This is a genomic window from Thioclava sp. L04-15 (assembly GCF_002020275.1).
GTDB classification, from domain to species: Bacteria; Pseudomonadota; Alphaproteobacteria; order Rhodobacterales; family Rhodobacteraceae; genus Thioclava; species Thioclava marina.
On record NZ_MPZW01000001.1, the window covers coordinates 247180 to 270701 of the forward strand.

At 65.2% G+C, this 23522-nt stretch carries 22 protein-coding genes; 15 read left to right on the plus strand and 7 right to left on the minus strand.

Features of this window, described 5'->3' with window-relative positions:
• The first annotated feature begins 39 nt into the window (after positions 1-39).
• The 4 genes from BMI90_RS01235 (at position 40) to BMI90_RS01250 (ending at position 4363) form a co-directional block, all read left to right on the plus strand.
• Positions 40-363 (plus strand): sarcosine oxidase subunit delta, encoded by a 324-nt coding sequence (locus tag BMI90_RS01235; RefSeq protein ID WP_078525149.1) that lies wholly within the window; start codon positions 40-42, stop codon positions 361-363.
• Positions 360-3314, plus strand: coding sequence for a sarcosine oxidase subunit alpha family protein (locus tag BMI90_RS01240; RefSeq protein ID WP_078525152.1), 2955 nt, complete (start codon positions 360-362; stop codon positions 3312-3314). The genes BMI90_RS01235 and BMI90_RS01240 overlap by 4 nt, the downstream gene beginning before the upstream one ends.
• On the plus strand, positions 3307-3858 hold the full coding sequence (locus tag BMI90_RS01245; protein ID WP_078525155.1) for a sarcosine oxidase subunit gamma family protein: 552 nt from the start codon (positions 3307-3309) through the stop codon (positions 3856-3858). Before BMI90_RS01240 ends, BMI90_RS01245 begins: the two co-directional genes overlap by 8 nt.
• Positions 3859-3922: 64 nt before the next feature.
• Entirely contained in the window at positions 3923-4363 is a 441-nt protein-coding gene (locus tag BMI90_RS01250) for a hypothetical protein (protein ID WP_078525158.1), read from the plus strand.
• A gap of 276 nt (positions 4364-4639) precedes the next feature.
• Here the strand turns inward: BMI90_RS01250 and purD are convergent, their stop codons facing one another.
• Complete coding sequence (gene purD, locus BMI90_RS01255) at positions 4640-5902, minus strand: phosphoribosylamine--glycine ligase (RefSeq protein ID WP_078525161.1); 1263 nt, start codon at positions 5900-5902, stop codon at positions 4640-4642.
• Positions 5903-5968: 66 nt separating this feature from the next.
• Between purD and xseA the strand changes: the two genes are divergently transcribed.
• Positions 5969-7552 (plus strand): exodeoxyribonuclease VII large subunit, encoded by a 1584-nt coding sequence (gene xseA, locus BMI90_RS01260; RefSeq protein WP_078525163.1) that lies wholly within the window; start codon positions 5969-5971, stop codon positions 7550-7552.
• 71 nt (positions 7553-7623) lie between these two features.
• Here xseA and BMI90_RS01265 read toward each other — a convergent pair whose 3' ends face one another.
• The 5 genes from BMI90_RS01265 to BMI90_RS01285 are packed head-to-tail and all read right to left on the minus strand — an operon-like array spanning position 7624 to position 13448.
• A complete protein-coding gene (locus BMI90_RS01265) occupies positions 7624-7830 on the minus strand; it encodes a formate dehydrogenase subunit delta (RefSeq protein ID WP_078525166.1) in 207 nt (68 codons plus the stop codon).
• Positions 7827-8597, minus strand: coding sequence for a formate dehydrogenase accessory sulfurtransferase FdhD (fdhD, locus tag BMI90_RS01270; RefSeq protein WP_078525168.1), 771 nt, complete (start codon positions 8595-8597; stop codon positions 7827-7829). Before fdhD ends, BMI90_RS01265 begins: the two co-directional genes overlap by 4 nt.
• On the minus strand, positions 8594-11479 hold the full coding sequence (gene fdhF / locus BMI90_RS01275; protein WP_078525170.1) for a formate dehydrogenase subunit alpha: 2886 nt from the start codon (positions 11477-11479) through the stop codon (positions 8594-8596). The genes fdhD and fdhF overlap by 4 nt, the downstream gene beginning before the upstream one ends.
• Entirely contained in the window at positions 11476-12999 is a 1524-nt protein-coding gene (locus BMI90_RS01280; protein WP_078525172.1) for a formate dehydrogenase beta subunit, read from the minus strand. The genes fdhF and BMI90_RS01280 overlap by 4 nt, the downstream gene beginning before the upstream one ends.
• On the minus strand, positions 12996-13448 hold the full coding sequence (locus tag BMI90_RS01285) for a formate dehydrogenase subunit gamma (protein ID WP_078525174.1): 453 nt from the start codon (positions 13446-13448) through the stop codon (positions 12996-12998). The genes BMI90_RS01280 and BMI90_RS01285 overlap by 4 nt, the downstream gene beginning before the upstream one ends.
• A 138-nt stretch (positions 13449-13586) precedes the next feature.
• On the opposite strand from BMI90_RS01285, the gene BMI90_RS01290 reads away from it, so the two are divergent.
• The 9 genes from BMI90_RS01290 to BMI90_RS01325 all read left to right on the plus strand — a co-directional run bounded on the left by BMI90_RS01290 (position 13587) and on the right by BMI90_RS01325 (position 20972).
• Positions 13587-14426 carry a S49 family peptidase gene (locus BMI90_RS01290; RefSeq protein WP_168172702.1) on the plus strand — a complete coding sequence of 280 codons (840 nt, stop codon included), beginning with the start codon at positions 13587-13589 and terminating at the stop codon, positions 14424-14426.
• A gap of 3 nt (positions 14427-14429) precedes the next feature.
• Entirely contained in the window at positions 14430-14621 is a 192-nt protein-coding gene (locus BMI90_RS18670; RefSeq protein WP_168172703.1) for a hypothetical protein, read from the plus strand.
• Complete coding sequence (locus BMI90_RS01295; RefSeq protein WP_078525176.1) at positions 14618-15574, plus strand: calcium/sodium antiporter; 957 nt, start codon at positions 14618-14620, stop codon at positions 15572-15574. Before BMI90_RS18670 ends, BMI90_RS01295 begins: the two co-directional genes overlap by 4 nt.
• A complete protein-coding gene (locus BMI90_RS01300; protein WP_078525178.1) occupies positions 15571-16347 on the plus strand; it encodes an SDR family oxidoreductase in 777 nt (258 codons plus the stop codon). Before BMI90_RS01295 ends, BMI90_RS01300 begins: the two co-directional genes overlap by 4 nt.
• 299 nt (positions 16348-16646) lie before the next feature.
• The gene (gene uvrC, locus BMI90_RS01305; RefSeq protein WP_078525180.1) at positions 16647-18554 is read left to right on the plus strand and encodes an excinuclease ABC subunit UvrC; all 1908 of its coding nucleotides are present in this window, start codon (positions 16647-16649) and stop codon (positions 18552-18554) included.
• Between the two features lies 1 nt (position 18555).
• Positions 18556-19614 carry a lysine-2,3-aminomutase-like protein gene (locus BMI90_RS01310; protein ID WP_078525182.1) on the plus strand — a complete coding sequence of 353 codons (1059 nt, stop codon included), beginning with the start codon at positions 18556-18558 and terminating at the stop codon, positions 19612-19614.
• 45 nt (positions 19615-19659) lie between these two features.
• Complete coding sequence (gene pgsA / locus BMI90_RS01315) at positions 19660-20289, plus strand: CDP-diacylglycerol--glycerol-3-phosphate 3-phosphatidyltransferase (RefSeq protein ID WP_078525184.1); 630 nt, start codon at positions 19660-19662, stop codon at positions 20287-20289.
• Positions 20282-20530 (plus strand): molybdopterin converting factor subunit 1, encoded by a 249-nt coding sequence (gene moaD / locus BMI90_RS01320; protein WP_078525186.1) that lies wholly within the window; start codon positions 20282-20284, stop codon positions 20528-20530. Before pgsA ends, moaD begins: the two co-directional genes overlap by 8 nt.
• Before the next feature lies 1 nt (position 20531).
• Complete coding sequence (locus tag BMI90_RS01325; RefSeq protein ID WP_078525188.1) at positions 20532-20972, plus strand: molybdenum cofactor biosynthesis protein MoaE; 441 nt, start codon at positions 20532-20534, stop codon at positions 20970-20972.
• Here BMI90_RS01325 and BMI90_RS01330 read toward each other — a convergent pair whose 3' ends face one another.
• The gene (locus BMI90_RS01330; protein ID WP_078525190.1) at positions 20973-21791 is read right to left on the minus strand and encodes a sulfotransferase family protein; all 819 of its coding nucleotides are present in this window, start codon (positions 21789-21791) and stop codon (positions 20973-20975) included.
• Between the two features lie 149 nt (positions 21792-21940).
• Here BMI90_RS01330 and BMI90_RS01335 point away from each other — a divergent pair, with 149 nt between their 5' ends.
• Entirely contained in the window at positions 21941-23515 is a 1575-nt protein-coding gene (locus BMI90_RS01335; RefSeq protein WP_078525192.1) for a DUF5928 domain-containing protein, read from the plus strand.
• Positions 23516-23522: the final 7 nt, after the last annotated feature.

A 23522-nucleotide genomic window follows, 5' to 3' on the forward strand; every position in this document is an offset into this window, starting at 1 on the left:
TCGCGGGCGTCCTGTGGCGCGCCGCAAGGAGGGCGCGCCATGCTGAGCCTCACCTGTCCCTGCTGCGGCATTACCGCAGAGGAAACCGAATTCGCTCCCGGCGGCGAGGCGCATTTGAAGCGCTTCGGGCCGGGCTCGAGCGACGAGGATTTCGAGAGCTATCTTTTCGCCCGCAAGAATCCCAAGGGCGTGCATTTCGAGCGCTGGCGCCATGCCTATGGCTGCGGCAAATGGTTCCTTGCCGCGCGTGACACCAACACGCTCGAGGTCTTCGCCACCTACAAGGCGCAGACCTCCGAACCCCCCGCCGATGTGATCGCGAAGATCAAAGCGAAACGCCCCGACTGGGAGGGCTATAAATGAGCACGCGTCTTTCCAAGGGCGGCCGTCTGATCGACCGAGCGAAACCGCTCGCCTTCACCTTCAACGGCAAGCCGATGCGCGGCTTTGCGGGCGATACGCTGGCCTCGGCGCTGCTGGGCGGCGGTCAGGTCATGGTGGGCCGCTCGTTTAAATATCACCGCCCGCGCGGGATCGTGGCGAGTGGGGCGGAGGAGCCCAACGCGCTCGTGGGTCTGGGCCGCAATGCACGGTTCGAACCCGATCAACGCACCACCACGACCGAGCTGTTCGAGGGCGCCGAGGCCACCAGCCAGAACCACTGGCCGAGCCTCGACTTCGATATCGGCGAGATCAACGACACCTTCTACAAATTCCTGCCCGCAGGCTTCTACTACAAGACCTTCATGGCGCCCCGAGCGGCGTGGAAGCACCTCTTCGAACCCGTGATCCGCAAATCGGCGGGCCTCGGGGGCGTGCCGAAAGAGGCCGATCCCGACCGCTACGAACAGGTCTATGCCCATTGTGACGTGCTCGTCGTCGGTGGCGGCGTGGCGGGTCTCGCGGCGGCGCTCAGAGAGGGGCGCGCGGGCAAGCGTGTCTGGCTGATCGAGCAGACCCCGAGCTGGGGCGGGCGCACGCCCGTCGATGGCGGTCAGATCGACGGCCACGACGCGCAGGACTGGATCGACAGCGCGCTGGCCGAACTGTCCTCGATGGAGAATGTCACGATACGCACCCGCCTGATGGCGGCCGGCCTGCACGATCATGGCTATGTCATCGGCTATGAGAACCTCGCCGACACCACCCCCGGCGACGGCCGTCCGCGTCACCGCCTCTGGCGCATCCGTGCGGGTCACACGATCACCGCGACCGGCGCGATCGAGCGTCCGCTGGCCTTCGCGGGCAATGATGTGCCCGGCGTGATGCTGGCCTCGGCGGTGCGCGATTACATCGTGAACTGGGCGGTCTCGCCCGGCGATCGCACGGTGATCGTGACCAACAATGACGACGCCTATCGCACGGCGCTCGCGATCCTCGATGCGGGCCTCACGGTCTCGGCGGTGATTGACGCGCGCGAGGAAACCCATGGTGCGCTGCCGCAGGCCGTGAAGGCCCGCGGCGTACGTGTGCTCGAAGGGCGCGGCATCGCGAAGGTGCAGGGCCGCAAACATGTCACCGGTGTCGAAATCTGCGCGCAGGCCGGCGAAGGCGGTGCTGTCGAGACGATCGCCTGCGATTGCGTCGCGATGTCGGGCGGCTGGTCGCCGGTCGTGCATCTGTGGTCCCATTGCGGCGGCAAGCTGACCTGGGACGATGCGCGCGCGATGTTCCGCCCCGATGCGACGCGTCCGCCCACCGGCGCGGATGGCTCCGCGATGGCCACGGTCGTCGGTGCCGCCAATGGCGATCTGACGCTGCCCGAGGCGATGGGCGGGCTGGGCATCGGCGCGGCCTCGGAAGAGGAAGCACCGCTCGCGCAGGTCTGGATGATGCCTGCGGGCGCCCCCGATGCGCTGCGCTTCAAGAGCTTCCTCGACTACCAGAACGACGTGAAGGTCTCGGACGTGCAACTGGCGGCCCGCGAAGGGTTCGAATCCGTCGAACACACCAAGCGCTACACGACGCTCGGCATGGCGACGGATCAGGGCAAGCTGAGCAATATCAACGGCCTCGCCGTCCTCTCCAACGCGCTCGGCCAACCGATCCCGGCAACCGGAACCACCACCTTCCGTCCGCCCTATACGCCGATTTCCTTCGGCGCAGTCACGGCCGAGGCGAAAGGCGATCTGTTCCAGCCGCTACGCCGCACGCCCATGCAATCCTGGCACGAGATCAAGGGTGCACATTGTGAGCCGGTCGGCCATTGGCGCCGCCCTTACTGCTATCCGCGGAGCGGCGAGACCCATCGCAACGCGGTCAATCGCGAGATCACCAACACCCGCAAGAATGTCGGGCTTCTCGACGCCTCGACGCTGGGCAAGATCGTGGTGAAAGGGCCCGATGCGGGGAAATTCCTCGACATGCTCTACACCAACATGATGTCGACGCTGCCGGTGGGCAAATGCCGCTACGGGCTGATGTGCAACGAAAACGGCTTCCTGATGGATGACGGGGTCGTGGCGCGTCTGTCCGAGGATACGTGGCTCTGCCACACCACCTCGGGCGGGGCGGATCGCATCCATGGCTGGATGGAAGACTGGCTGCAATGCGAATGGTGGGACTGGAAGGTCTACGTGGCCAACCTGACCGAGCAATTCGCGCAGATCGCCGTGGTCGGCCCGAAGGCACGCGACCTGCTCGAACGTCTGGGCGGCATGGATGTCTCGCGCGAGGCGCTGCCCTTCATGCAATGGGCGGAGGGCAAGCTCGGGGATTTCGACGCCCGCATCTTCCGCATCTCCTTCTCGGGAGAACTCAGCTACGAGATCGCGGTGCCCGCATCGCAGGGCCTCGCGCTCTGGGAGACACTGATGGCCGAGGGCGAGGCGCTTGGCGTGATGCCCTATGGGACCGAGGCGCTGCATGTGATGCGCGCCGAAAAGGGCTTCATCATGATCGGCGACGAGACCGACGGCACGGTGATCCCGCAGGATCTGGGCCTGAACTGGGCGATCTCGAAGAAGAAGACCGACTACCTCGGCAAGCGCGCGCAGGAGCGGTCCCACATGACCGACCCGAACCGCTGGAAGCTGGTGGGTCTCGAGACGCTCGACGGCTCGGTGATCCCCGATGGCAGCCACGCGCCCGCCGAAGGGTTCAACGCCAATGGTCAGCGCAACACGCAAGGCCGCGTGACCTCGACCTATTACTCGCCGACGATCGGCAAGGGGATCGCGATGGGTCTGGTGCTGAATGGTCCCGACCGGATGGGCGAGGTGATCGAGTTTACCGGCGAGGGCGATGCGATGATCAAGGTGCGGATCGTGGATCCGGTCTTCTACGACAAGGACGGGGAGAAGCAGAATGTCTGATGCTGTCAGCGCCCTTCTGGGTGAAACCCATGAAGGCTTCGTCACCGTCGCCGAGGCCGGTCTGATGGGCATGATCACGATCCGCTGCGATCTGGGCTCGAAAGGGCTCGCCAAGGCGCTGAAAGCCGAACGGCTGCCCGTGCCCGGCCCGCGCCGGATCGAGACGGTCGAGGGTCGCTCCATCGCGTGGATGAGCCCGGATGAGCTGCTGTTGATCTGCCCCCACGCCGAGGCGCCTGCGCTGACCGAGCGCCTCTCCGCAGCGCTCTCGGGCGAGCACGCGCTGATCGTCAATGTCTCCGACGCCCGCGCGATGTTCACTATCCGCGGTGCGAAGGCCGATCAAGTGGTGATGAAACTCTCACCTGCCGATGTCGCGACCCTGCCCGCGGGCGAGATCCGCCGCTCGCGCACGGCGCAAGTGGCGGCAGCCTTCTGGCGCTCGGGCGAGGATGAGATCTCGCTGGTATCCTTCCGATCTGTTGCAGGCTATGTTATCGGACTACTTGAAGTTTCCGCCCGCAAGGGCAGCGAGTTGTTTTAAGAACCGGCGATCCCCCGCGCGATTTTGGGGCGGCGATTCGCCCCAATTTCACACGAGGTCTTTGATGCGCTCTCTCCTTGTCGCCATTCCCCTTTTCTTCGCGTGTCTCGCGACGGGTGCCCACGCCAAGAACACCAACATCGTTGTACCCAAGGGGACCGTGGCCCTGCATTGTGAGTTTCGCACGGGCTACCTTTCGAACAGCACGCCCAGTGCCGTCGACCTCTATCGAGAACCCGGCGCGAACTGGCATGTGATGGATCCCTTCCTCGCCTATTTCAAGAAGCCGCCGCAACAGGTCGAGATCCTCGTCGACAACCCCAAACGCATCACCTACGGCTGGACTGTGGAACGCGTGAGCTCTGACAGCAACAATTTCGCCGCGCGCGTCAATTTCCGCCTGACCCTGATCAAATCGGACCGGCGCGCCTCGCTCACGGTTCAGCCCACAGGGTTTCGCAGTGAAGCCGCCTGGGGCCGATGCCTTCCCCTGCGGACTTTCTGAGCCAACACCGCGCCAAGGGAGGCGCCGCCCCCGCCTTTCAGACACCCCAGGGATTTTTGGGCCAGTTCGAAGACGAAAAAAGCCCGGCTCGATCCGCAGAGGGGCGGGCGAGCCGGGCAACTTCGAATTGGGCGGTCATGAGCGTCCCCGCCTGTACCGCATCGCCTCGATAACTTGAGTCTGCTTAAGACTTCGTTGCGCGCCTTCGAATTGGCAAAAATATCCCGGGGGGCTGGCCGGAAGGCCAGCGGGGGCAGCGCCCCCTCCCCCCTAGGATCAGAGCGCGCGCCAGCCGATATCGCGCCGACAGAACCCCTCCGGCCAGTCGATCGCATCGACCATCGCATAAGCCCGGTCGCGGGCTTCCTGAAGGGTCGCGCCACGTGCGGTGACGTTCAGAACACGCCCGCCCGTCGCGACGATCTGGCCATCCTTCGCGGATGTGCCCGCATGGAACACCATGTTGAAGCTGTCATCGGGAAGCGTATCCAGGCCACGGATCGCCGAACCCTTCTGATATGCGCCGGGATAGCCTTTCGCGGCCATCACCACGGTCATCGCGTGATCGGGTGACCACTGCGCGCGCACCTCGCCCAGACGACCCTCGGCGCAGGCCAAAAGCAAATCGAGCGCCTGTGCGCCCAGGCGCAGCATCAGCACCTGGCATTCGGGATCGCCGAAGCGCACGTTGTATTCCACCAGCCGCGGCTGACCGTCCTTGATCATCAGCCCGGCATAGAGCACGCCCTGGAACGGCGTGCCGCGCCTGGCCATCTCGGCCACGGTCGGGCGCACGATTTCTTCCAGCGCTTTGGCTTCGATCTCGGGGCTCAGCACCGGGGCGGGGGAATAAGCCCCCATCCCGCCCGTGTTCGGCCCGGTATCGCCTTCGCCGACGCGCTTGTGATCCTGCGCACCGCCGACGGCGAGAATGTCCGTGCCGTCGCAGAGCACGAAAAGCGAGGCTTCCTCGCCCTCCATGAATTCCTCGATCACGACTTCCGCACCCGCCGCCCCGAAAGCGCCGCCGAAGATCTCGTCGATCCCGTCGAACGCCTCATCGAGCGTCATCGCCACGATCACACCCTTGCCCGCCGCCAGACCATCGGCCTTCACCACGATCGGAGCGCCTTGTTCGCGCACGTAGGCCTTCGCGGCTTCAGCCTCGGTGAAGCGCGCATAGGCTGCCGTGGGAGCCGCGCAGGCATCGCAGATCTCTTTCGTGAAGGCTTTGGAGGCCTCCAGCTTGGCGGCTTCCGCCGAAGGCCCGAAGGTCAGGATCCCTTGAGCGCGCAGCGCATCGGCCACGCCTGCCGCCAGCGGCGCTTCCGGCCCGACCACCACGAAATCCACGGCATTCGCTTCGCAGATCTCCAGCACCGCCGCCGCATCGCAAGGGTCGATATCGGCGCAATCGGCGATCTGCGCGATCCCGGCATTGCCCGGGGCCACGATCAGCCGGTCGCATTTCGGGTTTTGCTTGATCGCCCAGGCCAGCGCATGTTCGCGCCCGCCACCGCCCAGAACCAGAATGTTCATCGCTCGCCCCCTTGGCCTTGCCGTTTGCGCCTTCTAAGCTGCGCACCAATGCGAGGCAAGGTGGCGATGGACCTTCTGGAAGACGATAACGGCTCGAACGCGCATGAATACACGGTCTCCGAAATCTCGGGGGCGGTGAAACGGGTGATCGAGGGCGAATTCGGCCGCGTGCGCGTGCGCGGCGAAGTCGGGCGCGTGTCGATGCCGCGCTCGGGGCATATGTATTTCGACCTGAAAGACGACCGCGCAGTAATCGCCGCCGTCAGCTGGAAGGGGCAAGTCGCGCGGATGCAGGTCCGCCCCGAGGAGGGGATGGAGGTCATCGCGACGGGACGGATGACGACCTTCCCGGGCCAGTCGAAATACCAGCTGATCGTCGATGAGGTCGAACCGGCAGGCGCTGGTGCGCTGATGGCGATGCTCGAGGCGCGGCGCAAGCAGCTCGCCGCCGAAGGGTTGTTCGATGCCAGCCACAAGCAGCCGATCCCGTGGTTGCCCGAGGTGATCGGCGTCGTGACCTCGCCTTCGGGCGCGGTGATCCGCGACATCCTCCACCGTCTGCGCGACCGCTTTCCGCGCCGGGTTCTGATCTGGCCGGTGGCGGTGCAGGGCCAGGCCTGCGCCCCCGAGGTCGCCCGCGCGATCCGGGGCTTCAACGCGATGGAAGAAGGCGGGCCGATCCCGCGTCCCGACCTGATCATCGTCGCCCGTGGCGGCGGCTCGATCGAGGATCTCTGGGGCTTCAACGAAGAGATCGTGGTGCGTGCAGCCGCCGAGAGCGCGATCCCCCTGATCTCGGCGGTGGGCCACGAGACCGACACGACGCTGATCGACTATGCCTCGGACCGGCGCGCGCCCACGCCCACGGCGGCCGCCGAAATGGCGGTGCCGGTACGCGCCGAACTGGCGGCGTGGCTCTCGGAGGCCCAGACCCGGATGATGCGCGCCGCGCGCGGACGCATCGACCAGCGCGACCAGCGCCTGCGCGATCTCGCGCGCGGCCTTGGCCGCCCCGAGGCGCTGACCCAACCGGCGCGGCAACGGTTCGATATGTGGTCGGAGCGGCTGGGGCCCGCGTTGCGCACGCTGGTACTGCGCAAGAACAGCCGCTTTGCCCCGCTCGCCGCGCAGATCTCGCCGAACCTGCTGCGCCGCTTCATCCGGGACCGCGCCCGCGAAATCGACGGCTTCGCGACCCGGCTCGCCCCGGCTCCAGCCACGCGGATGCGCCGGGCGCGCCAGGAATTCGAGCAACTCTCGAAACGGCTCGACAGGTCTCGCCAGCGCATGATCGGTGAGGCAGAACGGCGCAATCGCGAGGGGGCGCAACGCCTCGGCGCGCTGAGCGAACGCCTCGCGCGCGCGTCCCGCGCGCGTCTCGACGCGCTCAGCGACCGGCTCGAGCGGCTCGACCGCATGCGCCAGACTTTGGGTTATACCGAGACGCTCAAACGCGGCTACGCGGTCGTGCGGGGGCCTGACGGCGTTGTCACCAGCGAGAAACAGGCCGCGAAACAACCCGGCCTCGAGATCGAATTTGTCGATGGCCGCCTCGCGGTAATCCCCGGAGGCGGCGGCACCGCCGCGCCGGCCCGCGCGAAGGGCTCAAAGAAAACGGATCCCGGGCCCGAACAGGGCAGCCTGTTCTGAGCACGCCTTCTCGACTTGGACCAAAATATCCCGGGGGCGGCGCAGCCGCGGGACAGCGCCCCTCCGTGCGCTCAACCCCTGCCGCGGATCGCGGGGAGCGCGGCATTTACCAGCGGGTGCAATTCCTGCGCTGCGTGATGCGCGATGAACTCCTCGCGCATCGCAGGCGCCCAGTTGGCGTTGATATGATCGGCCACGGCCTGCGCCTGATCGCCCGGCTGGCTCTCGAAGAAGCGCGCGATCTGGTTGGCCATGCGGGCAAGTTTGTCAGGCGTCATGCCGTGGCCTCCTGCGGGGCGGTGTAAAGGGCAAGCGCGCCGCAGGCGCGCGCGATCAGCGTCAGTCCCGCCGCGCGGGCCTCGGTCACCGCCAGCGCGGTCGGGGCCGAAGGACCGAGGATCATGGGCATGCCGACCGTCGCCGCCTTCTGGACGAGATCGACCGAAAGGCGCGAGGTCATCACGAGCGCACCGCTGTCCGGCGCGATCTCCCGGCGGCTCAGTGCCCCGATCAGCTTGTCGAGTGCATTGTGCCGGCCCACATCCTCGCGGCACAGCACCAGCCCCTCGCCGGGACACCAGAAGGCCGCGGCATGGACCGCGCGGGTCTCGTCCTGAAGCGGTTGGTGAGCACGCAACGCCCCGAGCGCGGCTTCGGCCTCTTGGGGCGAAAGGCTCCAGCGCGGAGCCTTCACGCGCGGAAGGGGTCGGCGCGCCTGTTCAAGCTGTTCGATCCCGCAAAGCCCGCAGCCCACCGGTCCAAGCGTCGCGCGCCGGCGTTCGGCAAACCGCACCCCGGCCGGCGCGGCGAGCCAGTTGCGGGCCTCGATCCCGTCCTTGCCCGTCGCGATCTCCTGCCGGACGATCTCGGAAGGTGCCGCGATCAGCCCTTCAGACAAGGCGAAGCCGAGCGCGAACTCTTCAAGATCGGCGGGCGTCGCCAGCATCACCGCCTGCGTCACCCCGTCGAAACTCAGCGCGACCGGCACTTCCTCGGCCAGCCGCACCGTATCGCCACCGGGCAATCGCCAGTCGCTCGCCGTCATTCGGCAGCCTCGACGCGGCGGGTCAGTTTCGTCTGCGCCTCATAGAGTTCCTGCCAGTCCGATGGCCCGTTCGAGAGCGCCACCTGCACCGCCGTCACCTTGTATTCCGGGCAATTCGTCGCCCAGTCGGAATTGTCGGTGGTGACCACATTCGCCTGCGTGTCGGGGTGGTGGAAGGTGGTGTAGACCACGCCGGGCGCGACCCGGTCGGTGATCGTCGCGCGCAGGGAGGTCTCGCCCGAGCGCGAGGCCAGCCGCACCCAGTCGCCCTCGTTGATGCCGCGCTGCTCGGCGTCATGCGGGTGGATCTCCAGCAGGTCCTGATCGTGCCAGACGGAGTTCTCGGTCCGCCGGGTCTGGGCACCCACGTTATACTGGCTGAGGATCCGCCCCGTGGTCAGCAGGAGAGGGAAGCGCGGGCCGGTGCGTTCGTCGGTCGCGACATAGGCCGTGCGGATGAAACGCCCCTTGCCGCGCACGAACCCGTCTTCATGCATCACCGGCGAGCCTTGCGGATGCGCCTCGTTACAGGGCCATTGGACCGAGCCCATGTGGTCGATCAGCTCGTAGGTCACGCCCGCGAAAGATGGCGTGGTGCGGGCGATCTCGGCCATGATCTGCGAGGGGTGGGTGTAGCTCCAGCCCGCGCCCAGCGCATTCGCCAGCGCCTGTGTCGCCTCCCAATCGGCCAGCCCCGCTTTCGGTGCCATCACCCGGCGCACCCGGTTGATCCGGCGCTCGGCATTGGTGAAGGTCCCGTCCTTTTCGAGGAAGGTCGAGCCCGGAAGGAACACATGGGCGTAGCGCGCGGTCTCGTTTAGGAAGAGGTCATGCACGATCACGCAGTCCATCGCCGCGAGGCCCGCGGCGACGTGATGGGTGTCGGGATCGGATTGCAGGATGTCCTCGCCCTGAATGTAGATCGCCTTGAAATCGCCTGCGACGGCGGCGTCGAGCATGTTCGGGATACGCAGCCCCGGCTCGGGGTCGAGCGTGGTGTGCCATTCGGCCTCGAAGATCGCGCGCGTCGCGGCGTCGGAGACGTGGCGATAGCCCGGCAGCTCATGCGGGAACGACCCCATATCGCACGACCCCTGCACGTTGTTCTGGCCACGCAGCGGGTTCACGCCCACGCCGGGGCGCCCGATATTGCCGGTCATCATCGCAAGGTTCGCGATCGCGATCACGGTGGTCGAGCCCTGGCTATGCTCGGTCACGCCCAGCCCGTAATAGATCGCCCCGTTGGGTGCCGCGGCATAGGTGCGGGCCGCCTGGCGCAGGGTCTCGGCGGGAACACCCGTCAGCGCTTCGACGGCCTCGGGCGAATGCGCGAGATCGGCGGCGAACTCGGCATAATCCGACCATTCCTCCCAATCGCAGCGGTCGCGGATGAACGCCTCGTCATAGAGCTTTTCCGTCACGATCACATGGGCCAGCGCGGTCAGCACCGCGACATTGGTGCCCGGGCGTAGCGGCAGGTGGATGCCCTCGCCCATATGCGGCGTTTCCAGAAGGTCGATCCGGCGCGGGTCGATCACGATCAACTTCGCCCCCTGCCGCAGCCGCTTGCGCAGGCGCGAGCCGAAGACCGGGTGGCCATCGGTCGGGTTCGCACCGATCACCACGGCGCAATCCACCTGCTCGACACTGTCGAAATCCTGCGTGCCGGCCGAGGTGCCAAAGGTCTGCTTCAGCCCGTAGCCGGTGGGCGAATGACAAACGCGGGCGCAGGTATCGGTGTTGTTCGTGCCCATCACCGCGCGGGCGAGTTTCTGCACGAGGAAGGTTTCCTCATTGGTACAGCGCGAGGAGGTGATGACGCCGACGCTGTCCTTGCCATGCTTGGCCTGCGCCGCCTTGATCCCCTCGGCCGCGAAATCAAGCGCCTCTTCCCACGAGACTTCGCGCCACGGATCGGTGATGCTCTCGCGGATCATCGGACTCAGGATGCGGTCGCTATGGTTCGCATAGCCCCAGGCGAAACGGCCTTTCACGCAGGAATGGCCGCGGTTCGCCTTGCCGTCCTTCCACGGCACCATGCGCACCAGCTGATCGCCGCGCATCTGCGCCTCGAACGAACAGCCAACCCCGCAATAGGCGCAGGTGGTCACGATCAAACGCTCGGGCGTGCCGATCTCCTCGACGGTCTTTTCCTGCAACGTGGCCGTGGGGCAGGCCTGCACGCAGGCTCCGCAGCTCACGCAATCGGAGTTCAGGAAGTCTTCGGTCCCGGTCGAGATACGCGCATCGAAGCCGCGCCCCTCGACGGTCAGCGCGAAGGTGCCCTGCACCTCTTCGCAGGCCCGCACGCAGCGCATGCAAACGATGCATTTCGAGGGATCGTAGAAGAAATAGGGGTTCGAGTCGTCACGGGGAATGTAACGCGGATTGGCGCCGTCGCCTGCGCGAGTCTCGACATGGTTATCGCCGGGCGTATAGCGCACGTCGCGCAGCCCCACGGCTCCTGCCATGTCCTGCAATTCGCAATCGCCATTGGCCGCGCAGGTCAGGCAATCCAGCGGGTGATCGGAGATATACAGCTCCATCACCCCGCGCCGCAGCCGTGCGAGCTGTTCGGTCTGGGTCTTCACGACCATGCCTTCGCGCACGGGCGTCGTGCAGGAGGCGGGCGTGCCGCGCATTCCCTCGATCTCGACCATGCACAAGCGACACGAGCCGTAGGCCTCCAGCATGTCGGTCGCGCAAAGCTTCGGCACCGTGATCCCGGCCTCGGCCGCCGCGCGCATGACGGACGTGCCCTCTGGCACCGTCACGTCCATGCCGTCGATCACAAGCGTCACCGGCGCACCCGATTTCGCAGGCGTGCCCATATCGGAGAGTTTCGGCCCGTGAATGCCGTCGGGGATGATCAGATCCTTCATTCCGCAGCCTCCTCAATGCGCGAAAATTCCTGCGGGAAGAGCCGGATCGCCGAACGCACCGGATAGGGCGTGAAGCCCCCCATTGCGCAAAGCGAGCCCTTCTCCATCACTTCGCAAAGTTCATGCAACAGCTCGATCGCCTCGCGGTCGCCCGCCGCCACGCGGTCGAGCGTTTCCATCCCACGCACCGCACCGATCCGGCAGGGCGTGCATTTTCCGCAGCTCTCGATGGCGCAGAACTCCATCGCGTAGCGGGCAAGCGCGAGCATATCCGCGCTCTCGTCGTGAACGACAAACCCGGCATGGCCCACCAGACCGCCCTGATCGGCAAATGCCTCGTAGCAAACACGCAGGTCGAAATCGTCCGGCCCGTGATAGGCGCCAAGCGGGCCGCCCACCTGCACCGCCTTGAACGGACGCCCCGAAGCGATGCCGCCGCCGATCTCGTTGATTAGCGTCCCGAGCGTCATCCCGAAGGCGGTCTCGAACAGCCCGCCCTGTTTGACGTTGCCCGCGATCTGGATCGGGATCGTCCCGCGCGAACGGCCCAGCCCGAATTCGGCATAGGCCGCGCCCCCATGCGTCATGATCCACGGCACCGCCGCCAACGAGAGCACATTGTTCACCACGGTCGGTTTCCCGAACGCCCCTTCGAGCGCGGGGAGCGGCGGCTTGGCGCGCACCATCCCGCGCTTGCCTTCGAGCGAATTGAGAAGCGAGGTTTCCTCGCCGCAAATATAGGCCCCCGCACCGACGCGAACCTCCAGATCGAAAGCGGGCCCCTGCCCCATCAGGCTGTCGCCGATGATCCCAGCCGACTGCGCCGCGTTGATCGCCGCAACCATCGTGCGGATCGCATGGGGGTATTCCGAACGGATATAGATAAATCCCTTGGTGGCCCCGACCGCGAGCCCGGCAATCGCCATGCCTTCGATCAGACAGAAGGGGTCGCCCTCCATCAGCATCCGGTCGGCGAACGAACCGCTATCGCCTTCATCCGCGTTGCAGACGATGTATTTCTGCGCGTCCTCGGCCCCCGCGACCGTCTTCCACTTGATACCTGTGGGGAAGCCCGCGCCACCACGCCCGCGCAACCCGGAGGTCGTGACTTCCTCGACGGTCTTCTCGGCCCCGAGGTCCAGAGCACGGCGGAGTCCCCGCCAGCCCTCACCCGCCTCGTAATCGGCCAGCGAGAGCGGATCGGTCCGCCCGCAGCGCGCGAAGGTCAGGCGGGTCTGTTTTGCGAAGAAGGGGATGTCCTCGACCGGGCCAAGCGCCTTGGGATGATCGCCCGCTTCGAATAGCGCGGGCACGTCCTCGGGCGTCATCGGGCCGAAGCCGTGGCGAACCCCATCGCGCTCCACCTCGACCAGAGGCTCCAGCCAGATCATCCCGCGCGTGCCGTTGCGGATGATCTCGACCTCTTCGCCGCGCAGTCCTGCCGCCGACGCAATCGCCGCCGCGACTTCATCAGCACCACAGGCGACCGCAGCCGCATCGCAGGGAACCCAGACCTTCATGCCGAGACCTCCGCCACCAGCGCCTCGATCCGCTCGGAACTGGCGCGGCCCACAAGCCGGTCATCCACCATCGCGGCGGGCGCGCAGGCGCAGAGTCCGAGGCAATAGACCGCCTCGAGCGTCACATCGCCCTTGGTCTCGCCGATCTTCATGCCCAAGGCACGCTCCAGCCTCCCGATCATCTCGGCCCCGCCCATCGACTGGCAGGCCTCGGCGCGGCAGAGCTTGATGACATGCTTGCCCGCGGGCGCGTCGCGGAAGTCATGATAGAACGAGACGACGCCCGCGACCTCCGCCCGGCTCAGCCGCAGCGCATCGGCAATGGGCTGGTAGCAATCGGCGGGCACGCAGCCGAATTCGGCCTGCACATCATGCAGGATCGGCAGCAGGGCGCCCTCGCGGCCAGCATGGGCGGCAAGGATCGCGTCCAGCCTGTCATCTTTCGTCATGTCGTCCTCCCTGCCCCGATGATGGGGCAAGCATGGCGCGGCTCGCAAGTCACGACTGGTTCAATCGCGAACAGGCGCAGGCAGGAACCGTCATCGCTGCGCTTGCACGGGCGGGGGCGAGCCTCTACATCCCTTGTCATGAGCCTGATCCAACGCCTCCCCTTCGTCAAGAAAACGCCCTTCATCGCGGTGATCCGCCTGCATGGCGCCATTGGCGTCTCACGCCCCGGCGCGCCCGGTCTTTCGGATGCCGCGATGGCCCCGATCATAGAGCGCGCCTTTGCGCGGGGCAAACCGGCGGCGGTGGCGCTGCTGATCAATTCGCCCGGCGGATCGCCCGTGCAATCGGCGCTGATCGCGGGACGGATCCGCAGGCTCGCGGATGAAAAGAATGTCCCGGTTCACGCCTTTGTCGAGGATGTGGCTGCCTCGGGCGGCTATTGGCTGGCTTGCGCAGCGGATCAGATCTGGGCCGACCCGACCTCTGTCGTGGGCTCGATCGGGGTGATCTCGGCCGGCTTCGGGTTGGACGAGTTCATCAGCCGCCACGGCATCCAGCGCCGCGTTCACACTGCGGGCGGGTCGAAAAGCTTCATGGACCCGTTCCGCCCCGAGAAGGACGAGGACATCGCGCGGCTGAAAAAGCTGCTCGAGGATATGCATGTCAGTTTCAAGGAGCATGTGCAGTCCCGGCGCGGCGCAAAGCTGCCCGAGGATCGCGACCTCTTTACCGGTGATATCTGGACGGGCCGTCAGGCTCTGGCCGAGGAAACCGGGCTGATCGACGGGATCGGCCATGCGGTGCCGAAGCTCAAGGAACTTTACGGAGAAAAGGTTCGCATCATCCCCTACGCGCCCAAACGTTCGCTCTTCCGCCGCTTCGGCGCGCAAATGGGTGGCGAGCTGGGTGCGGCCACGGCAGGCGCGCTGATCGACGTGGCCGAGGAGCGCGCTCTCTGGTCGCGCTACGGGCTGTAAGCGATGCTGATCAAGGGCATGACCCTCTTTCTCGTCGTCATGGCGGTGCTCGCCATGTTCGGCAAGCTGCGACTGCCCGGGCGCAAGGGACCGGCCCGTGTCAGTGATCGCTGCCCTGACTGCGGCCGGCCGAAGATCGGGCGCGGCCCCTGCCCCTGCAAGACCGACAGGAACAAGACGGGACGCCGCGGATGATCTGGGATTTCGGCGAAATTGCCGCGGGGCTCGTGCTGCTTGTGGTGGCGGGAGATTTGCTTGTCAAAGGGGCGGTGGCGCTGTCGCTGCGCCTGGGTATTCCCGCGCTGATCGTCGGGCTGACGGTCGTGGCCTTCGGCACCTCCGCGCCCGAATTGATGGTCTCGGTGGCCGCCGTGCTCGATCACGCGCCGACGATCGCGCTCGGCAATGTCGTGGGCTCGAACATCGCCAATATCCTGCTCGTGCTGGGCCTGCCCGCGATAATCTCCGCAATCCGCACCGACGAGCATGACACCCGCGAGAGCTTCGTGCTGATGATGGGCGCGACGGTGCTCTTCATCCTCATCTGTTTCATGGGGCCGATCCGCTGGCCGCATGCGCTGCTGCTGCTCGCGGGGCTCGGGGTGATCCTGTTCCGCCAGATCCGTGAGGCGCTGACCCACCGCGCCAATCGCGACCCCGATGAGGAAATCGAAAGCGTCGATCCGAAAATGCCGGGGTGGCGCGTCGCCCTGTTCATCGCGGCGGGGCTCGCGGGCCTGCCGCTGGGTGCTGACTGGCTGGTCGACGGCGCCTCGGATATCGCGCGCACCTTCGGCGTGTCCGATACGGTGATCGGCCTGACGCTGGTGGCGCTCGGCACCTCGCTGCCCGAGCTTGCCACCTCGATCACCGCCGCCACCAAGGGCCGCGCCGATGTGGCTCTTGGCAATGTGGTGGGCTCGAACATCTTCAACCTGCTTTGCATCATCGGCGTCGCAGGCCTCGTCGGTAATATTCCGGTGCCCGAGCAGATGCAGCGCTTCGACCTCTGGGTGATGCTGGGCGCCTCGATCCTGCTTGCACCCTTCATCTTCGGCAATCGCGTGATCGGGCGCTGGATCGGCGTGGGCTTTACCAGCGCCTACCTGATCTACATGGTACTGCTGTTTGTCGGAGGACGGGTATGAAACGAGCTCTCGTGACCGGTGGCGCGAAACGGCTGGGCCGCGCCATGGCGCTCTATCTGGCCGGACGCGGGATCGACGTCGCGATCCATTATCATGGCTCGGACGAGGCAGCGCAGGCGACGGCCGCCGAGGCCCGCGCCAAGGGCGTGCGCGCCGAGATCCTTCAGGCCGACCTGCTCGACGAGGCGCAGATGGCCCCGCTCGTGGACCGCGCCGCACAGGCTCTCGGAGGGCCGCTCGACCTGCTGATCAACAATGCCTCGATCTTCGAATACGACACGATCCACAGCGCGACCCGCGAAAGCTGGGACCGTCACTTCAACTCGAACCTGCGTGCGCCTTTCGTGCTGATCCAGCATTTCGCCGCGCAGGCCCCCAAGGCGGACCGCTCGAACGGCGAGCCGAAAGCGCAGGCGCTGGTGCTCAACATGCTCGACCAGCGGGTGCGCAAGCTGACGCCGGAATTCATGACCTATACGCTCGCGAAGATGGGGCTGTGGACGCTGACCCAGACCGGAGCGCAGGCGCTGGCCCCCGATATCCGGGTGAACGCGATCGGGCCGGGACCGACGCTGCAAGGCGCGCGCCAGTCCGAGAGCCACTTCGCCCGGCAGCGCGCCGCGACCATCCTCGAACGCGGCGCCGACCCCGAAGATATCTGCGCCGCTCTGGGCTATTTCATGGATGCGCCAGCGGTCACAGGGCAGCTTCTGTGCGTCGATGGCGGTCAGCATCACGGCTGGAAAACGCCTGACGTCCTTGGTCCGGAATAGGCCTGGGCAGCCTGCCGTTGCGACAAGTTGTGCACCGCTTAGGGGCGCTTAACAAAGCCGTTACAAAAGTGCTAAGAGTTTCAATGGCTTGCTCGAAGATAAAAATTTTTCTTTGGGAAAACAGCGACTTATTCTCGCGCCTAAAAAATGTGCAAAAGGGTTGATAGCCTTTATATTAAGGCCCGCCCTCCCTGTCCCACATATTTGCCAACAGAGTTATCCCCAGAATTGGTGGACATGTTTCCTCTTGATCCCATGCGGGTAAGATTGCAGCCAGAACCGAGAATCGAAACCTGCTCATGAACGACCACGATCACAGCGACGAAACTCTCAGCCCGGCCCCGGCGACACGCCCGCAGCACGGGCTGACCGGTCATGCGCTGATCGCGGATTACCTCAAGCGGCTCGACGGCTCACCCGGCGTCTACCGGATGCTGAACGCGAAGGGCGAGGTGCTTTATGTCGGCAAGGCGCGTAACCTGAAGGCGCGGGTGTCGAACTATGCGCGGCCCTCGGGGCACTCGGCGCGGATCGCGCGGATGATCTTCGAAACCGCCTCGATGATGTTCCTGACCACGCGCACCGAGACCGAGGCACTGCTGCTTGAACAGAACCTGATCAAGCAACTCAAACCGCGCTACAACGTGCTCGCGCGCGACGACAAGAGCTTCCCCAATATCCTGATAGCGACCGATCACCCGTTCCCGATGATCAAGAAGCATCGCGGCGCGCGTAAGGAGAAGGGGCATTACTTCGGCCCCTTCGCCAGCGCCAGCGCGGTGAACCGCACGCTCAACCATCTCGAGCGCGTCTTCCTGCTGCGCAACTGCTCGGACGCGATGTTCGACAGCCGCACCCGGCCCTGCCTGCAATACCAGATCAAGCGTTGCTCCGGCCCTTGCGTCGGCAAGATCTCCGAGGCCGATTACGCCGAGCTGGTCGAGGATGCGAAGCGCTTCCTGCAAGGCAAGTCCACCACGATCCAGCGAGAACTGGCCGAGCAGATGCAGACCGCCTCGGACGCGATGGAATTCGAACGCGCAGCGGCTTTGCGCGATCGGATCAAGGCGCTGACCAATGTGCAGCAAAGCCAGGGGATCAACCCACGCACCGTGCCCGAGGCCGATGTGATCGCACTGCATCTCGAGGGCGGGCAGGCCTGCGTTCAGGTCTTCTTCATCCGTGCGAACCAGAGCTGGGGCAATCACGACTTCTATCCGAAGACCGGCTCCGGGGCAGAGGCCCCCGAGATCCTGCAGGCCTTCATCGCGCAGTTCTACACGCACCGCCCGCCCCCCCGGCTGCTGTTGCTATCGCATCCGGTGGAGGACGAGGACCTGCTGGCCGAGTTCCTGTCCGAGCGCGCCGAGCGCAAGGTGGAGATCGCGGTGCCGCAGAGGGGCGAGAAGGCCGAGCTGGTCGAAAACGCCGCGCGCAACGCCCGCGAGAGCCTTGGCCGCAAAATGTCGGAATCTGCGGCACAGGCGAAGCTGCTGGCGGGCGTGGCCGAGGCCTTCGGGCTGGAAAAGCCGCCCGCCCGGATTGAGGTCTACGACAACTCGCATATCCAGGGTGCCCATGCCGTCGGCGGCATGATCGTCGCGGGCCCCGAGGGCTTCATCAAGAGCCAGTATCGCAAGTTCAACATCAAGAACACGGACCTGACCCCGGGCGACGATTTCGGGATGATGAAAGAGGTGCTGACCCGCCGTTTCACGCGCCTGCTTAAGGAAGACCCCGAGCGGCAGACCGACGCCTGGCCGGATCTTCTGCTGATCGACGGCGGCGCGGGGCAGGTCTCGGCGGTGCGCGAGATCATGGACGAAATGGGTGTGAGCGACATCGCGATGGTCGGCGTCGCGAAGGGCGTGGACCGCGACCACGGCAAGGAAGAGTTCCACCGCACCGGCCAGCGCCCGATCGCACTGCCGCGGCAATCACCTGTGCTCTATTACATCCAACGCCTGCGCGACGAGGCGCACCGCTGGGCGATCGGCACCCACCGGGCGAAACGTGCCAAGGCGCAGATGGCGAACCCGCTGGATGAAATCCCCGGCATCGGGGCGGCGCGCAAACGTGCGCTGCTGGCGCATTTCGGCTCGGCCAAGGCGGTGAGCCGCGCGGCTCCGATCGACCTGATGGAGGTCGACGGGATCTCCGAGGCGATGGCCGAGACGATCCACAATTTCTTCAACGAGAAGGGCTGAGATGACCGATCACAGCCGCCACCCCCGCGCGCTGACCCGCGTGGACGATCTGGAACGCGACGGGCTGACCGCGCCCGAGGCGCGCGCTGATCTGGAGCGCGTGGCCGAGGAATTCCGCATCCGCGTCACGCCCGAGATGCGTGGCGCGATTGCCGAGCCTGCCGATCCGGTCGCAGCCCAATTCGTCCCCTCGGCAAAGGAACTGACCACCCGCCCCGAAGAACTGGAAGACCCGATCGGCGACGACGCGCATTCCCCGGTGCCCGGCCTCACCCATCGCTACCCAGACCGCGTGATCTTGCACATCACGAAGACCTGCGATGTCTATTGTCGCTTTTGCTTCCGCCGCGAAACCGTGGGCGAGACCGGGCCGCTACCCGAAGATCAACTGACCGCCGCGCTCGATTATATCGCCGCGACCCCGGCGATCCGCGAGGTGATCCTGACCGGGGGCGATCCGCTGACGCTCTCGACCCGCAGGCTCGCTTCGGTGCTGGAACGCCTCTCGACGATACCGCACCTCGACCAGATCCGACTGCATACCCGCGTCCCGGTGGTCGCACCCGAGCGGATCACCGAGACGCTTTGCCATATCCTCCGCGCAGCGCCGACCGCATGGATCGTGCTGCACACCAATCACGCGCAGGAACTCACGCCCGCCGCCCGTACCGCCATCGCGCGGCTCGTCGATCACGGCATTCCGATGCTCTCGCAAACGGTGCTGCTGCGCGGGATCAACGACAGCGCCGATGCGCTGGAAACCCTACTCCGCGCCCTCACGAAGCTCCGCGTCAAACCCTATTACCTGCACCATTGCGACCTTGCGCGCGGCACCTCGCATTTCCGCACCACCATCACCGAGGGTCGAACGCTGATGGCCGAGTTGCGCCGCCGCTGCTCGGGCACGATGCTGCCGAATTACGTCCTCGACATCCCCGGCGGCCACGGCAAGGTTCCGATCACCGCGGACCATTTCACCCAAGGGGACAGCCCCGGCCATTGGCGCGTCACCGACCGTAACGGCCGGACACATGACTATCGCGACCCCGCGACCCGTTAACGCGCCCTCTTCCGCTTTTTGAACCGCGCCGTTAGGTTGCCTCCCATGAGATGGACGCTTCCCAATATCCTGACCGTGCTCAGGCTCCTGGCTGCCCCCGGTGTGGCGGTCATGTTCCTCTATTTCTCGCGCCCCTGGGCCGATTGGTTCGCGCTGGCGCTGTTCATCGGCGCGGCGATCACGGATTGGTTCGACGGCTATCTGGCGCGGGCCTGGAAACAGGAGAGCAAGTTCGGCGCGATGCTCGACCCGATTGCCGACAAGGCGATGGTGGTGATCGCGCTGGTGGTCCTGACGGGCTATTCGGGGATGAACCCCTGGCTGATCCTGCCCGCCACCGTGATCCTCTTCCGCGAGGTCTTCGTCTCTGGGCTGCGCGAATTTCTGGGCGCGGATGCCGGGCGGCTGCGGGTAACGAAGCTCGCCAAGTGGAAGACCACCGCGCAGATGGTGGCCATCGCCATTCTCTTTCTGGGAACCGGCCTCGCCTATCTCGAGCAAGGACGCGCACCGCGCGCAGGCGAAGGCGATATCCCGACGGGGGCGAGCCTTGCGGATATCGCGACCCATGTGGGCCTCGCGCTGGTCTGGATCGCCGCCATCCTCACCGCGATTACCGGCTGGGATTATTTCCGCAAAGCCCTGCCCTATCTGAAGGAGCCCGGGCATGATTGACGTTCTCTACTTCGCCTGGGTGCGCGAGCGCATCGGTCTGCCACGCGAAACCGTCGAGACGCAGGCCGCGACGGTTGCCGATCTCGTCGAAGAGCTGAAAGCGCGCGAACCGCGTTATGAGGCGGCCTTTGCCGATCTCACGGCATTGCGCGTGGCGCTCGATCAGGATCTGGCCGAGTTCGACGCATCGCTCGAAGGCGTGCGCGAGGTGGCCTTCTTCCCGCCGATGACGGGCGGCTGAGATGAAGATTTCCGTTCAGGCCGAGCCCTTCGATCTGGGTGTCGAGATGGCCGGTTTCGGCATAGGGCGCGAGGATGTGGGCGCCGTTGTCAGCTTCACCGGCATCGTGCGCGATGACACCGGCGCGATGGAGGCGCTCGAGCTCGAGCACTACCCCGGCATGACCGAACGCGCGATCGCGAAGATCGTGGGCGAGGCGATCGAACGCTGGAAACTGGCCGATGTGATCGTCATTCACCGCCACGGACGGCTCGGCGTGGGCGAGCAGATCATGATGGTCGCCACCGCCGCCCGCCACCGGGTCGCCGCCTTCGAGGCAGCCGAATTCCTGATGGATTACCTGAAATCCCGCGCGCCGTTCTGGAAGAAGGAACATGGTCCCGAGGGCACCGCATGGGTTGCGGCGAAAGACGAGGACGAGGATGCGCTCAAGCGCTGGTGATCAATCGCCCAGCTTGGCGTGAACCTCGTCGAGATTGACCTCTCCGATCGGCATCTTGTTGTCCGGATCTTCGAAGTCGTATTGGAACAGCTGGAAATCCTTCTTGTAGATTTCCCAGATCAGGTGGCGCGACAGGTCGTCGAAATACTCGCTCACCTTATGGGCGCGCTTCGGGCCATGCCCTTCGGATTCGTTGAACCGCGGCACCTTGGCGAGATCAACTTTCACCGGGGTCTCGATATGGTCGAGCACCGACTGCATCCCCTCGTTGAATTTCTCGGTGAAGAAGATGTTGTCGTAGCGCCCGCCATTCACGATGAACGTCGCGATATGGCCCGACATGGCCGACCAGTGGATGTCAGGCTCCATCGGGCGGCGCCAGCGGATCGTGTCGCGCGCGAACAGCAGGAAGCGGCGGAACGAGGCGATCTGGTCGAAATCGAAATTGTCTTCGGGCGAGCCGACCTCGATCCCGTATTTCTGGATCAGCTGCGGCACGAGGTTGCCCCGATAGCGTTTGCCGTTGCGCTGGATGCCAGCGATCTTGTCGAAGAAGGACGACAGGATGCGCTGATAGGGATTGCGCACGCAGGTGAAGGCGTAACTCTTGTGCGCGCTGACATTCTCGGAAATCGGCTTCTGGCTTTCCTCCTGCGACCACTTGTGCAGGCCTGTCTTGGAATCGTGGATATCTCCATCGAAGAACCGGCCGTGATCGGAATAGAACATGATCTGGCCGATCGACGAGCAGGCGCATTTGGGCACCACGCGATAGACGACGCTCTCGCTCTCGGTCATCCAGGTTCCGGGAAATCCCATTCGTCTTCCTCCAAGAGCGCCCTGTTCCGGCTCGGGTAGCGCAGTCGTAATAAATATGCCCTAAAGAGCAAAGAAATCCTGTCTTTTCAACGTACATTGACGGTAACAAGACGGATAATCGCCACAAGAGCCGCCACATCGTTTCCCTCATGGCCCGAATCGCCTTCATTCTGCTCACTCACAAGGATCCCGAGGGTATCATCGCCCAGGCCGAGCGGCTGACCGCGACGGGCGATTATGTGGCGATCCATTTCGACGCCCGCGCCAAGCCCGCCCATTACGCGATGCTACGCGAGGCGCTCGATGGCAACCCGAACGTGACCTTCGCAAAGAAGCGGATCAAATGCGGCTGGGGCGCATGGAGCCTCGTCGCGGCCACGCTCGAGGCGGTGAGGGCTGCCGAACAGGACTTTCCCCGCGCGACCCATTTCTACATGCTCTCGGGCGATTGCATGCAGATCAAATCGGCCGAATACGCGCATCGCTTCCTCGACGCCGAGGAGGTCGATTATATTGAGAGCTTCGACTTCCACAGCTCGGGCTGGATCAAGACCGGGATGAAGGAAGACCGGCTGATCTATCGCCACTGGTTCAACGAGCGCACCCAGCCCAAGCGGTTCTATTTCACCTACGAGATGCAGAAGCGCTTCAATCTCGCGCGCGAGGTGCCCTCGGATCTTCAAATGATGATCGGCTCGCAATGGTGGTGCCTGCGCCGACGCACGATCGAATGGGTTCTCGATTTCATCAAGGACCGCCCCGATGTGATGCGCTTCTTCCGCACCACCTGGATCCCGGACGAGACCTTCTTCCAGACCATCGTGCGCCATCTTGTGCCCGAAAACGAGATCCGCACCCGCACGCTGACCTTCCTGATGTTCACCGATTACGGGATGCCGGCGAATTTCTATAACGACCACTACGACCTTCTGCTGTCCCAGGACTATCTCTTCGCGCGCAAGATCAGCCCCGAGGCGACCGAGTTGAAGGACCGCCTGGGTGCGCTCTGGCACGAAGAGGGCAAGAATTTCGCGATCTCGAACGAGGGGCGCGAGCTGCACCGTTTCCTCACCGCGCGCGGGCGGATCGGGCGCCGCTTTGCCCCGCGCTTCTGGGAGGCGGAGGCGACGCTTGGCCGCGAGCGCACGCTGATCCTCGTGATCTGCAAGAAATGGCACGTCGCCAAACGCTTGTTGGCCGAGCTGCGCAAACGCAGCCATGTCCCCGCGCTCGACTATGTCTTCAACGAAATGGGCCCGCTGCCCGATCTCGGCGGGATCGAGACGAACCAGGAAAAACGCAACCGCCACCGCCGGGCACTGATGCGGATGCTCTTCGACTATCACAAGGCCGACCGGATGGTGCTTTGCGTCGATCCCGCGTCCCTGCCGGTGATCAAGGATTTCGTCTCGGATCGCTGCCAGACCCGCTTACTCGAAATCGAATGCCACTTCTCGGATGACTATCTCGCGGGCCATGCGCAGCGCGTGGGGCTCGCGGGCGAGAACACGCCGCCCCATGTGCTCGAGAAGGTCCTGCCCACGATCCGTGCCGATCTCGCCCACGAATCCGAACAGATCCGCGATGCCGAGTTCGAGAATTACGCGCTCATGCGCGAAGGCGGCGACCTCGAGGACAACGCCCGCGCCCTGGCCCATGCGCTCGACATCCCCTCGGATATGGCGCAGGAATTGGCCGAACTCGATTACATCTTCCGCGACTGAGGACACC

What these genes read in the sequence shown, in the direction of transcription:
- BMI90_RS01235 (WP_078525149.1), top strand. Translation starts at nt 40, where the DNA reads ATGCTGAGCCTCACCTGTCCCTGCTGCGGCATTACCGCAGAGGAAACC.
- BMI90_RS01240 (WP_078525152.1), top strand. Translation starts at nt 360, where the DNA reads ATGAGCACGCGTCTTTCCAAGGGCGGCCGTCTGATCGACCGAGCGAAA.
- BMI90_RS01245 (WP_078525155.1), top strand. Translation starts at nt 3,307, where the DNA reads ATGTCTGATGCTGTCAGCGCCCTTCTGGGTGAAACCCATGAAGGCTTC.
- BMI90_RS01250 (WP_078525158.1), top strand. Translation starts at nt 3,923, where the DNA reads ATGCGCTCTCTCCTTGTCGCCATTCCCCTTTTCTTCGCGTGTCTCGCG.
- purD (WP_078525161.1), bottom strand. Translation starts at nt 5,902, where the DNA reads ATGAACATTCTGGTTCTGGGCGGTGGCGGGCGCGAACATGCGCTGGCC.
- xseA (WP_078525163.1), top strand. Translation starts at nt 5,969, where the DNA reads ATGGACCTTCTGGAAGACGATAACGGCTCGAACGCGCATGAATACACG.
- BMI90_RS01265 (WP_078525166.1), bottom strand. Translation starts at nt 7,830, where the DNA reads ATGACGCCTGACAAACTTGCCCGCATGGCCAACCAGATCGCGCGCTTC.
- fdhD (WP_078525168.1), bottom strand. Translation starts at nt 8,597, where the DNA reads ATGACGGCGAGCGACTGGCGATTGCCCGGTGGCGATACGGTGCGGCTG.
- fdhF (WP_078525170.1), bottom strand. Translation starts at nt 11,479, where the DNA reads ATGAAGGATCTGATCATCCCCGACGGCATTCACGGGCCGAAACTCTCC.
- BMI90_RS01280 (WP_078525172.1), bottom strand. Translation starts at nt 12,999, where the DNA reads ATGAAGGTCTGGGTTCCCTGCGATGCGGCTGCGGTCGCCTGTGGTGCT.
- BMI90_RS01285 (WP_078525174.1), bottom strand. Translation starts at nt 13,448, where the DNA reads ATGACGAAAGATGACAGGCTGGACGCGATCCTTGCCGCCCATGCTGGC.
- BMI90_RS01290 (WP_168172702.1), top strand. Translation starts at nt 13,587, where the DNA reads ATGAGCCTGATCCAACGCCTCCCCTTCGTCAAGAAAACGCCCTTCATC.
- BMI90_RS18670 (WP_168172703.1), top strand. Translation starts at nt 14,430, where the DNA reads ATGCTGATCAAGGGCATGACCCTCTTTCTCGTCGTCATGGCGGTGCTC.
- BMI90_RS01295 (WP_078525176.1), top strand. Translation starts at nt 14,618, where the DNA reads ATGATCTGGGATTTCGGCGAAATTGCCGCGGGGCTCGTGCTGCTTGTG.
- BMI90_RS01300 (WP_078525178.1), top strand. Translation starts at nt 15,571, where the DNA reads ATGAAACGAGCTCTCGTGACCGGTGGCGCGAAACGGCTGGGCCGCGCC.
- uvrC (WP_078525180.1), top strand. Translation starts at nt 16,647, where the DNA reads ATGAACGACCACGATCACAGCGACGAAACTCTCAGCCCGGCCCCGGCG.
- BMI90_RS01310 (WP_078525182.1), top strand. Translation starts at nt 18,556, where the DNA reads ATGACCGATCACAGCCGCCACCCCCGCGCGCTGACCCGCGTGGACGAT.
- pgsA (WP_078525184.1), top strand. Translation starts at nt 19,660, where the DNA reads ATGAGATGGACGCTTCCCAATATCCTGACCGTGCTCAGGCTCCTGGCT.
- moaD (WP_078525186.1), top strand. Translation starts at nt 20,282, where the DNA reads ATGATTGACGTTCTCTACTTCGCCTGGGTGCGCGAGCGCATCGGTCTG.
- BMI90_RS01325 (WP_078525188.1), top strand. Translation starts at nt 20,532, where the DNA reads ATGAAGATTTCCGTTCAGGCCGAGCCCTTCGATCTGGGTGTCGAGATG.
- BMI90_RS01330 (WP_078525190.1), bottom strand. Translation starts at nt 21,791, where the DNA reads ATGGGATTTCCCGGAACCTGGATGACCGAGAGCGAGAGCGTCGTCTAT.
- BMI90_RS01335 (WP_078525192.1), top strand. Translation starts at nt 21,941, where the DNA reads ATGGCCCGAATCGCCTTCATTCTGCTCACTCACAAGGATCCCGAGGGT.